At 36.6% G+C, this 13,919-nt stretch carries 15 protein-coding genes; 2 read left to right on the top strand and 13 right to left on the bottom strand.

The features are described 5' to 3' along the window. Positions 1-5: 5 nt before the first annotated feature. The 3 genes from HGO26_RS17115 to HGO26_RS17105 form a co-directional block, all read right to left on the bottom strand. On the bottom strand, positions 6-920 hold the full coding sequence (locus HGO26_RS17115; protein WP_168826704.1) for a hypothetical protein: 915 nt from the start codon (positions 918-920) through the stop codon (positions 6-8). Between the two features lie 465 nt (positions 921-1,385). Beyond that, positions 1,386-1,715, bottom strand: a complete 330-nt coding sequence (locus HGO26_RS17110) for a hypothetical protein (RefSeq protein WP_168826702.1) — start codon at positions 1,713-1,715, stop codon at positions 1,386-1,388. A gap of 470 nt (positions 1,716-2,185) precedes the next feature. After that, positions 2,186-2,575: an H-NS histone family protein gene (locus HGO26_RS17105; protein ID WP_168826700.1), complete on the bottom strand. Its 390-nt coding sequence runs from the start codon at positions 2,573-2,575 to the stop codon at positions 2,186-2,188. 500 nt (positions 2,576-3,075) lie between these two features. On the opposite strand from HGO26_RS17105, the gene HGO26_RS17100 reads away from it, so the two are divergent. Further along, complete coding sequence (locus HGO26_RS17100) at positions 3,076-4,215, top strand: SIR2 family protein (RefSeq protein ID WP_168826699.1); 1,140 nt, start codon at positions 3,076-3,078, stop codon at positions 4,213-4,215. Further along, positions 4,212-5,966 (top strand): ATP-binding protein, encoded by a 1,755-nt coding sequence (locus HGO26_RS17095; protein WP_168826698.1) that lies wholly within the window; start codon positions 4,212-4,214, stop codon positions 5,964-5,966. Before HGO26_RS17100 ends, HGO26_RS17095 begins: the two co-directional genes overlap by 4 nt. A gap of 64 nt (positions 5,967-6,030) precedes the next feature. Here the strand turns inward: HGO26_RS17095 and HGO26_RS17090 are convergent, their stop codons facing one another. The 10 genes from HGO26_RS17090 to HGO26_RS17045 all read right to left on the bottom strand — a co-directional run bounded on the left by HGO26_RS17090 (position 6,031) and on the right by HGO26_RS17045 (position 13,869). Beyond that, positions 6,031-7,131: a hypothetical protein gene (locus tag HGO26_RS17090; protein ID WP_168826697.1), complete on the bottom strand. Its 1,101-nt coding sequence runs from the start codon at positions 7,129-7,131 to the stop codon at positions 6,031-6,033. Positions 7,132-7,251: 120 nt separating this feature from the next. After that, on the bottom strand, positions 7,252-9,150 hold the full coding sequence (locus HGO26_RS17085; protein ID WP_168826696.1) for an AAA family ATPase: 1,899 nt from the start codon (positions 9,148-9,150) through the stop codon (positions 7,252-7,254). Then, a complete protein-coding gene (locus HGO26_RS17080) occupies positions 9,140-9,643 on the bottom strand; it encodes an ABC-three component system middle component 5 (RefSeq protein ID WP_211085945.1) in 504 nt (167 codons plus the stop codon). The genes HGO26_RS17085 and HGO26_RS17080 overlap by 11 nt, the downstream gene beginning before the upstream one ends. Next, positions 9,643-10,182: an ABC-three component system protein gene (locus tag HGO26_RS17075; protein WP_168826694.1), complete on the bottom strand. Its 540-nt coding sequence runs from the start codon at positions 10,180-10,182 to the stop codon at positions 9,643-9,645. Before HGO26_RS17075 ends, HGO26_RS17080 begins: the two co-directional genes overlap by 1 nt. Continuing rightward, positions 10,183-10,344, bottom strand: coding sequence for a hypothetical protein (locus HGO26_RS17070; RefSeq protein WP_168826693.1), 162 nt, complete (start codon positions 10,342-10,344; stop codon positions 10,183-10,185). A 196-nt stretch (positions 10,345-10,540) separates the two neighbouring features. Continuing rightward, a complete protein-coding gene (locus HGO26_RS17065; protein WP_168826692.1) occupies positions 10,541-11,464 on the bottom strand; it encodes a hypothetical protein in 924 nt (307 codons plus the stop codon). Between the two features lie 299 nt (positions 11,465-11,763). Further along, entirely contained in the window at positions 11,764-12,213 is a 450-nt protein-coding gene (locus HGO26_RS17060; RefSeq protein WP_345719259.1) for a DUF4113 domain-containing protein, read from the bottom strand. A 1-nt stretch (position 12,214) separates the two neighbouring features. Next, positions 12,215-12,529 carry a hypothetical protein gene (locus HGO26_RS17055; RefSeq protein WP_168826691.1) on the bottom strand — a complete coding sequence of 105 codons (315 nt, stop codon included), beginning with the start codon at positions 12,527-12,529 and terminating at the stop codon, positions 12,215-12,217. A 215-nt stretch (positions 12,530-12,744) separates the two neighbouring features. Beyond that, a complete protein-coding gene (locus tag HGO26_RS17050) occupies positions 12,745-13,170 on the bottom strand; it encodes a DUF6998 domain-containing protein (RefSeq protein ID WP_168826689.1) in 426 nt (141 codons plus the stop codon). A 24-nt stretch (positions 13,171-13,194) separates the two neighbouring features. Beyond that, a complete protein-coding gene (locus tag HGO26_RS17045) occupies positions 13,195-13,869 on the bottom strand; it encodes a DUF6998 domain-containing protein (RefSeq protein WP_168826687.1) in 675 nt (224 codons plus the stop codon). Positions 13,870-13,919: the final 50 nt, after the last annotated feature.

Genomic DNA, 13,919 nt, shown 5'->3' with positions numbered 1-13,919 from the left:
TATATTTATTTACCTGAAATTGCATTCACTACAGATAAGTTCCATTTTTTATTATGAATTATTCTTTTATGTGGTAAATCACTATTAATTATTTGGCTTTTTGTTAATTGTGATATTTTTTCCCATTCACTATTAAATACATAAGTTGCATTATCAAACTCCATACTTTCTAGAACATACACATTCTGATATTTAAATCCGTAAACAAAGTACCCACTAAATCCAGCACGACCTGTAGCTAAAAAATCAGGATTTTTTCTCGAGATGATTTTCATTCTGTGTTCTATAACTTTTTTATCATTTTCTTCTAGATGTTCAGTTCTTTTTAAAATTATAGGCTTAGCTTTAATCCATGGACATTCACCAGGAGGTAAAATATCCCATTGTAATCGTTTTAGTTTTGGACCTATTATACTTTCTTTATCTACATCATATATTTCAAACTCAGAAAAGCATTCAAGCATTATATTCGTAACATGGATATTTCTTGTTTCATCACTGTCGTTGAGGTTTAATTCAGCTGAAGACAAAAATAAGTATCCATTCATTTCTATGATCTCGAAAGTTTCAGACGGTGCTGAAATATTCTCACGAGGATATTTTTTTATCGTTCGTGTTCTAATACCAGAATGCCTCCCACCATGCCAATCTCTTGATGAGCCATAAAACATTACTGATTCAGGTTCTAAAGGTAGATCCTTCCTAACCTTAATCGCTCCATTGACATTAAAACGTGTATGCTTCCCTAACACTGACGGAATTAGATAATCACCAGCTATAGGTTTGTCGTCAAAACCTAATTGTAGTATAAGTTCTGTAGAAAGCTCTAACAGATTAATAATGAGTCGAACCTTAGTCGCAGAACCTGCAACTTTTATGAATTTGGTTAATGACCGTACGGATTTCCCTGTAAACTTCATACACGACTCCTTAAATATAACATTTTAGTATTTATGCATTTTGCTGTTTGCAAAGCATAAATCTTTTGTTGGGTTTGGCCGATACCAAAACCAAATTAACAGTATGCTACATGCTATAGGAGTTTACTTTTTTTAGGTAGTCACTTTTTGAGCGGTTTTACTGGTAATCCTCTGTTCTAATGTATTATTTCCCTAGCTTGACATTATGACTGTTGTGCCAATATAAGAGTGGCCATTATTTTTGATTCATTCCTATAAATAATGTAATGCTGAAATTGCTACACTGTTCCTCGCATGAGCAATTGTATGGGTATGAAACATGAATAAAAATACGAATGAGTAAAAGTACTACAAACAAAAAATGGGGCACTGTAGTGCTACAAAGCAATGTCGAACAGTCTCTGGACATTTCTGAATTATGAAGACGTAATTAAATTACGTTCCGCTCAAATCCCTAATGAATTGCTATAAGCCGAGATCCGCAAGTTCTGAATCGATAATACGCTCACCTTCTTCCAACCTAAATCTCGAATAATCAAGATAAATAGTAAAATCGACATCTTCAACTTCTGAAGTTGAATTCTGAATAAAATCTAAACATTTTTCTAAGCATCTTTTCACTTCACGGTATCCAAGAACATTTTGAACAGCATCATCACCATACACCGATCTAATTTTTTCACTAACATTTTCAAGTTGATCTAACTTTGCTTTCACAGCTGCTGTAGATAGTGCTTTTTCATATCGACCTTCGATAATCTTGCTGAACAGGTGGTCAATAAATAGGTTCTTCATGGTTTTCCTCATAAATTAAGGGTATAACTAGTGGTTTTATAAAACATAAAATTCAACATTTTTTCAATAGGGTAAATATTTTTATGTGTATTTTATTTAGGCATACAAATACCTCCTTATTTAAGAAGAATAATTTCTTGAGAAGAATAAGAGAATTGATAACCATAACCATCAGTAATGACGATGTGTAGTTTATTTCTTGAATAGATTAAAGAAGACTAGAATTAGTCCATATCATTATTATAATTATATCCCAAACTAATCCACTAATGCAAATGATTATCAATTAAATGTAATGCACAATGTATCTAGGAATTAGATTACAGGTTTTATCTGGTCTTATTTCTACTCTTTGGAATTATTAAATTTCAGTCAAAATCTACTTCTATGATTATAGTGCTGAAGTAGTCGTAACACACAATGGAGGCAGAACAGACTGATGATAGTCTGTTCTGTTATGAGCGTGGAATTTAAATCAAGAAGTCTTCGATTGAACGGCCATTTTCAATTTGCTGTTTGAATACAGTTGGCATTCTACCTTGCCCTGTCCAAGTGACAGTTTCGCCTTCAACTACGATTGAATATTTAGCTGGACGTGGTGCTCTTGCGCTTTTTACTTTAGCAGTAACACCGCCAAGATCATCAAGTGATAAACCAGCTGACTCAATCATCTTCTGAAGTTCTGCAATTTTAGCGATACGCTCAGCATTTGCTTCAGCTTCAGCATTTGCTTCTTCTTCTCTTTCAGCAACGATCTTGCCTAATTTTTCGTACACATCTTTTAGTTCAGCAACAGATAACTCTTTAACAGAAGCTTTTAAACGACGAGCATGAGTTAAGATCTCTAAAAATTCAGACATTGTATTTCCCTAATAAGTTTGTATCGCAACAATATAGCTGATTTTCAATTTGTAATGAATACACAAATAAATTCATTTTTAATAACTGTTAAAGTGCAGTTTTCGCGAGTTATAGCGCTTAAACGATATGTTTTGCGCATTATCGTGACAAACTTATGCAAAAACTCAGTTCATGCAGCACAATGTGCATAAATAGTCATATATCTAACTGTATTTATTGTTTTACTCTTAATCAGCAAAGAAAACGCAATAGCATGACTGAATAGTAAGCGACTCGCTTTTGGACAAAAGTGAGTCAGTGATTTCGCTGAATTAGCTAAATACAAATTAATTCAAGTATGGAAATCTCCGATAGGTAAAAGGCAAGACCTGACCACACAGGTCACCATTAAGTCCGCACTATTTATCAGGAATTGACCGATAATTCATTTCCCTATAATCTCTGTAATCAATCAGTTGCCTATCAACAAGTTTAACAATTCTTCTGAGCATTCGATCCTATGACAACTTCCAAAATCGATCTGAACGACCTACACGATAAGAACATAAACTATTTGATTGGTGCAGGTGCATCAGCAGGTCTATTTCCAACCCTTGCATTGAATATGCAAACAGAAGGTAAATGGGAAACCATTGAAACTTTGGCTACCGAATTCGATGCTATTGATGCTAAACATCTAAAAGCCTTGCTGTTCATGTATTATTACGAGGAATGCATCAAGCCTGTTAGTTCCGTTGATTTCACTAACTTAGAAGATGAAAAGAAAGTAGTCATCGATAATTACAAAAAGTTCATAAAATTGAACCTTGAAATACTTCGTAGAAAGCGAGGTTACGACAGAAAGGTTAATTTCTTTACTACGAATTATGATTCCTGCCTTTCCTATGCAGCAGATGAAATTTACGAAGAAAAATCTATTCGATTCAACATCAATGATGGTTCGCGTGGTTTCCATAAGAAAATTGTTGAGGCCCGAAACTTCGATTGCATGACTACTGAATCCGGCATATTCGATAGAAGCAAAGAAGTCCAACGACAAATCAATCTTATTCATCTTCATGGTTCTGCTTTCTGGCGAAAGCACAACGATTCTATTCTTATTGATTATTCTTCTGCAGATAAAATCGTTTCTGAATCTTCAATCGACAGCATGTACTACGATGATTTTAAAGAGATGCTAGAAAGCGGCTTTCACACCGTGGATCAATTGTGTTCAATGATAATAGATGACGAAAACGAAGTGGAATTTCAACGTAAACAAGATGACTTCTATCGGGAATATAAAAAGTTACCTATCGTGAATCCTACAAAATGGAAGTTCCACGAAACAGTATTTGAAGAACACTATTACCAAATGCTGCGCCACCTTAGTTACGAGCTAGAAAAGCCAAATAGCGTATTGATCGCCTTCGGTTTCTCTTTTGCTGATGAGCACATCAGGAACTTGATTAAGCGCTCCCTAACGAACCCTACTCTACAGGTATACATTTGTTGCTACAGAGAGAGCATGATCCAAGAGTTGCAGAAGTATTTCTCTGACTTCAATAACATCAAGTACGTTGTCCATGAAGAAGGCAAAACTTTAGATTTCACTTACTTCAATTCTCATGTCTTAACACTTGATGAGGATAAGGCATGAGCATCTTTATTGGTGAGGTTACAGCAGTAAATGGTATTCAAATTACCTTGACTGTTGATGAGACATCAAACAAAGACACTATTTTCTATGAAGGTCAGCGATACAAAGGCATCTCTATCAGAGAGTACGTTTCAATTCAGCGTGGTTTCCGTGACATTGTATGTATCGTTGAGGGTGAGTACTTAGATGAAAGACGTTTCCAAGAGAACACAGATAAAATCGAGTACGTCAGAAAAGTACATGTTCGCCCTATTGGCTACATTGAAAATGCTAAGTTCTTTGAAGGTATAAAATTCTTACCGTTAATCCGTGACCCTGCATTCCTGTTGCCTGAGCAAGCCCTAAAAACGGTTTACTCATCTAGTGCTGAATCAGATTTCTGTATTGGATCATTGTTAAAAGAAGGGATTGAAATATCTCTACCTTGGCAGAAACTGTTTAATACCCACATAGGTATTTTTGGTAACACTGGTAGCGGTAAATCGAATACTCTGACGAAACTATTCACTACCTTATTTGATGAAAAGCATGAGCAAATCAAACCTGTCAGTAAATTTGTATTGCTCGATTTCAATGGTGAGTACATCAAAGATCAAATCGTATCGTTGAATAAGAAAAACGCAATCGATCTGAATACGAATATTGTAGTCGATAAATTCCCGTTGGCAGAAGATGAATTCTGGAATGCAGAGACCCTTTCAATTCTTTTTCAAGCCACCACCAACACACAGAAACCTTTCATTAATCGAGTTCTGCAAGGGCGCTCAAAATATGGCACAGGTAAAGCGAGTGCTCTAAGTTACTTAAAGTACACGATAAAATTCTGTTTCACCTCTACATCTCAAAAACCAGAGGTACTTGATCTCCTCAAAAGCATTCTAAAGTGCACTGATAGCGTAGATATCCTCAAAGATGTTAGTTGGCATGGAAGTAACTTCAAAGTCCGTGTTGGGTCAGGTTTTGAATTCTTCAATAACGAAAACCAATATAATCTTCACCTCAAAAGTCATGTTGATATGGTAAATATAAATGAACTTGATGCATTTCAGGAATTTAAAATCCTGTGTAAATTGAAGTTAATTAATGATTTAATGTACAATTTCGTTCAATTCGATCACATACAACCTCTATTAAAGCGTGCTGAATCCTCATTAGGAGGGTTGTCTAAGGTAATTAAAGTGGAGACAAGTGTTGCGACTGACGATAAAGCACTAACTGTCATTTCGCTGCGCAATTGCAACCAAGACGTGAAGAAAATCATTCCCCTTCTTGTCACGAAACATTATTACAATTCTCACAAAAAACAAGTTAAGCAAAGCCCACCAGAAAAGACGCTACACCTAATCATCGATGAAGCACATAACATCCTTTCTCAGCAATCAGTACGTGAACAGGCTAATTGGAAAGACTATCGTTTAGAGTTGTTTGAGGAATTAATTAAGGAAGGTCGAAAGTTCGGTATTTTCCTTACATTATCGAGTCAACGACCAGCTGATATCTCAGCAACAATCATGTCTCAGTTGCACAATTTCTTTATTCATCGTTTAGTTAATGACCGTGATTTGTTCTTGCTGGATAACACCATCAGTACATTAGATGGTGTTTCCCGCTCATTGATTCCGAACCTATCAAGAGGCTCTTGTATAATCACTGGAACTTCGTTTAATTTGCCTATGCTGATCCAAGTGGATGAGTTAAGCGACGAAAGTAAACCTGATAGCAACGATGTTAACTTAAGTACACTTTGGTAAAAGCGTACTCTAAGGGCTAAGAACAGCAGGATAGTGTGGGGGCTAGATACCTCCGGCTACCCGATTACACATTTTTCATGCCTGAGTAATGTGCAATGACCTTGTCATTCCACTTTAAGAGTAATTTCGTTCTCTTTGCATGATTCAGAACTAGCTCGCGATTTTCTGCTAAATATTTCTCTTGTTTGTAGATATAATTTTGAAATTCATAGACCTGTTTCACGAGACTATACATTGGTTTTGAATGTATTCCTGTACAGTTCTGAAACTCTATCGGCTCATTAATATCATATATTGGTTCGACTCGATCCAAATGCTGAAAGTACAATATACCCTTACCCGAAGGATAAGGCGGAAGTGTATGTTTAGCCAAATATGAATCAAATCTATTGTAATCGCCTATGAAACCTGATTGAAACCTCTTATCTACGGACCTATCCATAATCGGTTGATAAAGATGTATGGAGGGTTTAATTATTGGTTTTCTTATAAGCGGGTGCTTAATTTTTCTAGCTATCGAAAAATCACTAGTATGCATCATGTAAGGGTTTTCTCCATCAAGCATAGTGAAACAGCTTTTTGGAAACGGAAAACCACAGCGTGCGGAAAACAAAAAATCACTGGACATATTAATGATTAAGATATTATTTATTCTCAATCCCATACAAGATGGCTGACTATGAAATACTAGTGATTCTGTTCCTAAGGCATTTAAGCCAACCCCGTCACCCTCGATCGGATAGATAGCAATCATTCGATCTTTTTGACTTATTCTCGTCTTGATATGAAAGCTGGGCTGAATATTAGTGGGGTTGCCTTGAATGAAATGATATGCAATCCAAAGTCCTACTCGAACTTTATCCATCCAATCCATAAAATCTATGTATTCAATGCTTGTTAGTGCGCCTCTATCAAGTAACGTCAGAACATAGGATTTAGCTCTACCTTCCAGATTTGAGTATTCCGTATTGCAGCTCTCACACGCTGGAACACAGAAATTTAACCAATCAAATCTAATAGTTCGCCCGTCTCTAAAATTGGTACCAAAATTTACAACTCTTTTTGGATCTCCAGTTAACTCAAGCAACCACTGAGGAAGTATGTGCTCTCGATTCTTTTTTTCTGGTGGGTTTCCACAAAAAACACAGAATCTATTTGATGTCATTCGATATATCCATTGATGTGTAACGCTTTGCTCACCGGAAAATTGGGAGCGCAGCAGTAATTTTTCCGAGTGCAGCAACTTGTTATAAGTCGCCTCTCCTCTGCAGTCTATATAGAAACGTTAATTAAAAGATTTTAGGCTTTTAATTGACTCACTATATACCTCACCAACTATATAATTCTTTGACTTTAAACTTTCATCAATGTTTTTTGTCGCAAAAACAATTTGAAAATCTGTTTTGTAACGAGATAGAGCCTCAACTACCACCTTTTGAAAGTTCTTCGATCGGTCATCTTCCATCCCGCCATTTTCTATGCCATCGAGAACCAAGAATCTGGGGAGACGTATATATGTTTTTTCAAGCGCTGCCATCAACAAAGCAACATGAAACGCGTTATTTAACAAGACTATTCCACTTTCTGAAAAAGCTCTTTTTCCATTCACGGATACACTATTGGCAGCAAAATCGAACTCAGCATACTCTGCATTTTTGAATTCTTTTTCTGAACCATTATCTTTTCGAAGCAACTCACAAAGCTTCTCGGATATAAGCGCCTGAACTTCAGGCTCACGCGTAAATCTTTGCTTCCCTATCAATTCGATTTTGTCACTAAGCCTGTTAACTTCAGACTGAACAATGTCTCTTTCACCTCGCAATTCGATTAAAGACCGATGAAGCTCAGCAATTTTATCTAATGTTTGCAGTTTTTCTTCGAGCTCGCCTGTTAGTCGATAAAGATCAAATAGCTGCTTTTCTTTGCTTGCATCAACAGAACTCATAGTTGCAGTAACTCTGCTAACTTGCTTTCTGAATGAGACTCTTAATTCCTTTCGCCTAGTTATAAGCTCAGCTAGTTTTTGTTTTTTCTTTTCCAACAACCTTTCAGATTCACGAAGCTGGATCTCTATTTCATTCTTCATTCTTAGGAGACTATTCGAACTATCTGTTGATTCTATCGGTTCACCACATAAGCCACAGCAGTCCTTGACTTTTTCTTTGAGTGATTTATGACAACTTGGGCACGATGAGAATTCGAATCCATCAATCAAACTTCCAACTTTAATTGAGTCTGATAATGCACACTGCTTGTCAATAAGCTCAGATACAAACTCTTCAGAGTCAAGTATGTTGTAATTCAATTGCTGAATTTCAGTTTCTACTTCTAGCAACTTGTTCCGAATTACTACGCTATCTTTTGCTGAGGATTCTGTTTCTTTTTTATCAGAACTGTATGAAATTAAAGATTTTTCTTTAACTTCTATAATTTCGACATTAATAGATGCTATTTTATCTAATATATGTTTCTTCTGTTCTTCAATTGTCTCGAGACCCTCACCAAAAGAAGTTTTTCCAACAACCGACTGAATTGCCTGAAGTTTTGCAATTATCTTTTGTAAATTCTTTTCTTCTTCAACAAGTTTTATCTTTGCGTCATAAAGCTCATTATCATATAAGCCTAATAAGTATTTACCTACAGATTCTCTTTTGAATGCAGAATCGAACGGCTCATTGTTAAATATGGCACTAGAGGTGTTTGATTGATCTGCATAAATCAGTCGATAGATTTGATGCAAAGTTACATTGTTATTGTTTGCATCTGCTTTTGCTTCAGGCAAGCCAAGTACGTCAAACATTTTTTGAGAAAAACTAGGTTTGCTTCCTATTGCATACGGATAATTAAACCAGCTTGTGAGAGGGGAGGCTAATGCCGTATCCATTTCTGAAAAACAAAAGTCCATTGATTGCTTCTCTGAACCATTGTTTTTACGCCTAATGGTAACGGGACTGCAATTGACTTTTAACTCCACATAAATGTTGTCACAAAGGCCCGCTTCCTCTTTCCAGTTAGAGACTTCGTAACCTAGTCCATACATTAAAAGTTGTATTATGGAGGTTTTGCCAGAACCATTCTTTCCTGCCAATATATTAACGCCATCATGAAAGGCTTCATCAAAAACGATTATAGAGCCTCTTTTTACATGAAGCCTCTCAACCTTCAAAGTGGGTTTAATTAACATCGTATCTATAATCCATTAAACTCGTTATTTTTTTTAGTCCATCAGAACCTGTAATTGAAATTGATATTAGGTTTTCCACGATAAAATCAATTGCCTGGCTAGATATGCTGTTTTCTTTTGATTCAGCTAAGCTCTTTAATCCTTCTGGAATATTTTCGAGGATGACTTGATATTCCGAAGAATTGTTGTCTTTTTGCAACACCCCAAGAACAACTAGTCGTTCTATAGCAAGGAAATGTATTTCTTTCATCGCATTAAAGAGGCTTTTCGGATCGAAATTCTGATATCGGTTCATGTAACTTTTAAACTCATTCTTATCGGTAAATTTATTTCTTGGTACAGACAACTTTTGAATATGCGCAGGGTTTGCGATTAAGAAGTCAAATAAGCGCAGCGCATCAATTTCTAAAATTTCTGCTTTCCAATAAATTAGTAATGCCGTCATTCGTAGCAGTGTATGGTTTGGGTCCAGCGCTTTGTTGTATAAAAGCATTACTTCCACTCCAAGTGGCAATTCCCTGTAAGGAAATAAACCATCCCATTGATTTGACGATTAAAAATCTCCAAAACATTATCACCTAGGTGAGCTTGAATTTCTTTCTCAAGGTGAGTCCTGAAAAGCAGCTTCAATGCGGCTTCTTCCCTTACATCAAGTAACTTATTCTTAATATTTGCGTTAAAAATCGACTCAACTTCGGCCAATAAATAAGTAATTATCTTCTGAGCCGACTTGTAATGCTGATTCCTAATAATTAACTTACTAACTTCTTCTTTTAGTTCCTCTCCGACATCAATCAAATAACCAAACCCAGCATCTTCAAGCTTTTCAGTCAAATCGCGAATATCGTACTTTTCATTACTATAGTGAGTCAGCTCATCAATAATTACATAAGTTACTTGTTGATTTGATTTTTCTTCGACATACATTTTAGACAGCAAGTCCATCTGTGTAGGAGCTGGTAAGATATTTGTTATCTTGTCACGTCCAATAACATCGCCGCCTGCAGTAATATTTCTGAGCCAGCTAAACATTTACTTTTGAACCTTATCTCGACCAACAATGTCACCGCCGGCTTGTACATTTTTAAAGTTGCTTTTACTTCCAGATTTAAAGCTGATTACAACTTTAATTCCAAGCCCTAGTACAGCCAGAATAGCTACAGCGATTAAACCAATTGTTATTAAATCATCCATTTCAGTACCTTTTGAACTAACTAATGTAATCGTACAACCAGCTAAACTCGTTTTTGGATTTAGCGATAGTACTGCTGATTATGACCTCATACTTATAACGCCCGCTTAACAGGCGCATAAAAGTTTGGCTAAAATTAGGAACGAAGTGACGCAAGCCAAGCTTTTTGCGTCCTTTGTTGAAGCGTTCGTTATGTGCTTAATCCAACAAATGGTTATATTTTTCAGGAAGTAAACTAAACTCTCCCCAACCTAAACTTTGAAAGCACAAGCCTGTTCCATTTTGTTTTACTGTGCCGTAAATGATTAATATACGACCAACTGAATTGTCATCAATGCCATGTGCTTTTTGATCTTTATCTTGAGACTTTAAACAAAAATCCCATACACCTTCTGCATTATTTTCAAGGTAAGTCATTCTAAAGTTAGTTGGCCTTTTGTGCTCACCTAAATGTGCTGTGCTTACAATTTTTCCGTAATAAAAACTCGGTACGTCAGTTTCTTCTGAAATTTTTTTAACACTTTTCAAAAGATCTATAAGTCGAATGGCGTATTTTTTATCAGGTAGGTGGAAGTATTTATATAAGTTTTCGTCAAAATTTCGGCAGAGACCAGCTACAGTTTTGATCCGACTAGGCAAGGCAAATGTTTCGCCATTATGGCGGCCAATTGCTACCTCTGTAGTCGGCCCTGCCTGATCTTCTACAGGAGTTTCATCGTAAATCGCAGGTTGATCTTCTTTAGGTTCAGGTTTGTGTTTTAAAAAACTACTTATAATAACCAAGTTTTCATCGTCAATTGCTTTCTTAGCTTCTTCCCAGTTTTCGTACCTTTTACCCTCTGGTTTAATCGACTTTAAATCGCATTTCACGTTTTTATAAGTTCTAATATGAGCAAAATATGCTTCTCGCCCATTGGTAAAATGCTCTTTTTCTTTTGGCACACGGTTAAGATTAGTAAAACAACCTGGGCAGAATAAGCTTCCATCCATATCCGTTTTATATTCAGACGGAATAATTTTCTTTGCATTAGCTTTGAGTAATGCAGGATTACCCTCTTCGTAGCTCCAATGTTCCATTTGATAGGCAAACTTTATTCTTCTATTTGACTCATCTTCACCCATGTAGCCTCCTTACTTGAAAGTTAACTCAAATTCTGAAAAGCACATAACCTTTGTATAGTGCGCATGCGCGTTTACCCCATTAGAGCAGTGAAAACGCGCACAGTTAACTACATGTATTGCAAAGAACTTATCAGCTTTTTATCTGAAACACCATCTGGAAAAATGCGCATGCGCGTTTTCCAAATATATTAACTCACTTGTAAAAATTATATCCACATGATTCTAATAGACTATATTAATTTCAAGCTGGGAAAACGCGCAAGCTAATGAGCCTAAACACGGAATGGAGCAAAACCTCCTTAGCACTTGATGCGCGGCACACTTCGCCACTTAGTCGTGTATTGGGGCGTCAATAAGTCCCTCCGCATTGCCCATTTATGCTCTATGCCTTGAGCAGCAATAAACAGGGTATCACTACCATATCGTTGGTTAATGTGATCGAGTGTAAGCATTAGCGCTGGCTTTACGGTGGGAGGATTAAACAAGTCTAATTGGCTGTGTTTCTCACTCGCTAAATCAATCAAACCTACGCCTATCTTGTAATAGCGTACACCTTCACGAAATAGCTTGGGTGCGACTTCACATATAGCCTTAGTCAGCTCGACCGTACAGTTAGTTGGACAAGGGAAGTGCACCACTGTTTTATAGTTTACAGGGCGTTCATCATGGGGTGAATTTGTGGCAAATAAAAACATAAGTCTTGCAGACTGAGCCTTGCTTACGCGCTTTAGCTGCTGCAATACCAACATGCTATAAACTAGTAGAGCACTGACCAAATTTTCTAGATAAAAAACCAGCATCAACGCAAGTTGCAACACAAGAGTACAGCTTCTTTCTGTGCTTTAGTCTGTTCATTCTGTCGTGAAACATATCTAACACTATATTCTCACATTTTTCAGGAGCAGCTTTTACCCAACAATTAATTCTCTGTTGCCCTGAGATTACCCCTTCAGAACATTTTTTCGCATTCGCCACAACCTGATCGTATGCTTCTCTTTCAAGATTTTGAGCTAAAGCTGTTATAGGTAGAAAAAGAATAAATACCAAAATCACCTTGTACTTCATAAGTTACCTTGTAGCACTAAAAATAGGAATTTTCCCAAATGCTATATTCCAACCAATTTCGGATAAAAGGTTAATATGCCATTAAAGCGAATAGACTAAGCAAATATTTCACTTGCTTAGCTCGCTTTTTTATCTTTCACCGATATTTTAAATATCACTCTACGAAGCTGCATGTCGATGGTATGGAAACATGAGATAAAAATGCAACCAAGTGATTATATTAACTTCCTTGCCTTTGAAATATCAAGTTCATACTTACCTACACTTTCGTAGAATCTAGCAGCTTCAACTGCTTTCAATATTACACCGTAGTAAACAATATTTAGGGCACCATCTATGAATTGAAGAATCATTACATCATCAGCTCTATCTATCGTTGAAGCTGATATGGGAACAAAACCAGTCTTCTGGGCAGTAGTCTTAACACTAATCCTACGACCCGATGACGAGAGCACATCAAACCCATGCTGATTTGCGGTATGGGCTAATGTACCGTTAGTTTCTAAAGCACAAAAAAACTCACCAAGTCTACCTATTAAATGCCTAACCTCTGTAGGTTTAACTCCGAACTCACGGGTTTCAAGAGCAATCAACTCTAGGTATTTATCGTATAAAATTTTTATTCTATCTTGAGTAATCATATCTCATTCACAAAAGGGGATGTTTTAATCGTTTATAGCACCTAGTGCATTCATAACAACAGCACCAAGTTGTCGAGTGTTATATGGATTGCCATTCACATTGAAAATACTTAGATTTAGCTCAGCAGCCAGTTTTCTCAATTCTGGTTTTGCTATAGGCATCAGCTTTTCGTCGACATAAACTTCAATAGTACCGTTCTCAAGTTCTTTAATTACACGACTACCGTATGAAGCTGTCTTAATATGCTTTAACTCAGTCGACCGCTTAGGGCGGTCTATCAACTTAGATAAAGAAATAGTATTTTTCCCTGTGCCATTAACACTCATTAACCGTAAAGCCTCAGTCACACTGACGTCTAACAGTAATTCAATTTGCATTTCTTCAGTGTTAACACGGAGAATTATGACTCTGTCTACTAAGCTGAGAGTTTTTGAATTAAATGAAATGTGACCACCAAGTCCCATCATTGCCGTTGTTTTTACAGAGATCCTTTCCCCTTTTTCACTAACAACATCATAACCCTTTTGATTTACCTCTGTGGCCATCTGACCATTAGAGATAAGTGCTGCATATAGCTCACCAATGCGTCCAATCAAGTGACGAAGTTCAGTTGGCTCTACACCCCACTGTAACTCACGCTCAAACCAAGACATAGCTTCGCCTAGAGACTGGATGATTTGCATCTGTGTTAGAGCCATCGATTACTCCCTGAATTGTACCAGTACAGCTCTTTAATTAAGCATTCTGC

The organism is Shewanella oncorhynchi, assembly GCF_012584455.1.
GTDB classification, from domain to species: domain Bacteria; phylum Pseudomonadota; class Gammaproteobacteria; order Enterobacterales; family Shewanellaceae; genus Shewanella; species Shewanella oncorhynchi.
The sequence above is the reverse complement of the archived record's forward strand: the minus strand, read 5'-3'. Positions and strand labels throughout refer to the sequence as shown.

Coding starts and splice junctions, on each gene's coding strand:
- HGO26_RS17115 (WP_168826704.1), bottom strand. CDS start 920: ATGAAGTTTACAGGGAAATCCGTACGGTCATTAACCAAATTCATAAAA.
- HGO26_RS17110 (WP_168826702.1), bottom strand. CDS start 1,715: ATGAAGAACCTATTTATTGACCACCTGTTCAGCAAGATTATCGAAGGT.
- HGO26_RS17105 (WP_168826700.1), bottom strand. CDS start 2,575: ATGTCTGAATTTTTAGAGATCTTAACTCATGCTCGTCGTTTAAAAGCT.
- HGO26_RS17100 (WP_168826699.1), top strand. CDS start 3,076: ATGACAACTTCCAAAATCGATCTGAACGACCTACACGATAAGAACATA.
- HGO26_RS17095 (WP_168826698.1), top strand. CDS start 4,212: ATGAGCATCTTTATTGGTGAGGTTACAGCAGTAAATGGTATTCAAATT.
- HGO26_RS17090 (WP_168826697.1), bottom strand. CDS start 7,131: ATGACATCAAATAGATTCTGTGTTTTTTGTGGAAACCCACCAGAAAAA.
- HGO26_RS17085 (WP_168826696.1), bottom strand. CDS start 9,150: ATGTTAATTAAACCCACTTTGAAGGTTGAGAGGCTTCATGTAAAAAGA.
- HGO26_RS17080 (WP_211085945.1), bottom strand. CDS start 9,643: ATGCTTTTATACAACAAAGCGCTGGACCCAAACCATACACTGCTACGA.
- HGO26_RS17075 (WP_168826694.1), bottom strand. CDS start 10,182: ATGTTTAGCTGGCTCAGAAATATTACTGCAGGCGGCGATGTTATTGGA.
- HGO26_RS17070 (WP_168826693.1), bottom strand. CDS start 10,344: ATGGATGATTTAATAACAATTGGTTTAATCGCTGTAGCTATTCTGGCT.
- HGO26_RS17065 (WP_168826692.1), bottom strand. CDS start 11,464: ATGGGTGAAGATGAGTCAAATAGAAGAATAAAGTTTGCCTATCAAATG.
- HGO26_RS17060 (WP_345719259.1), bottom strand. CDS start 12,213: ATGTTGGTATTGCAGCAGCTAAAGCGCGTAAGCAAGGCTCAGTCTGCA.
- HGO26_RS17055 (WP_168826691.1), bottom strand. CDS start 12,529: ATGAAGTACAAGGTGATTTTGGTATTTATTCTTTTTCTACCTATAACA.
- HGO26_RS17050 (WP_168826689.1), bottom strand. CDS start 13,170: ATGATTACTCAAGATAGAATAAAAATTTTATACGATAAATACCTAGAG.
- HGO26_RS17045 (WP_168826687.1), bottom strand. CDS start 13,869: ATGGCTCTAACACAGATGCAAATCATCCAGTCTCTAGGCGAAGCTATG.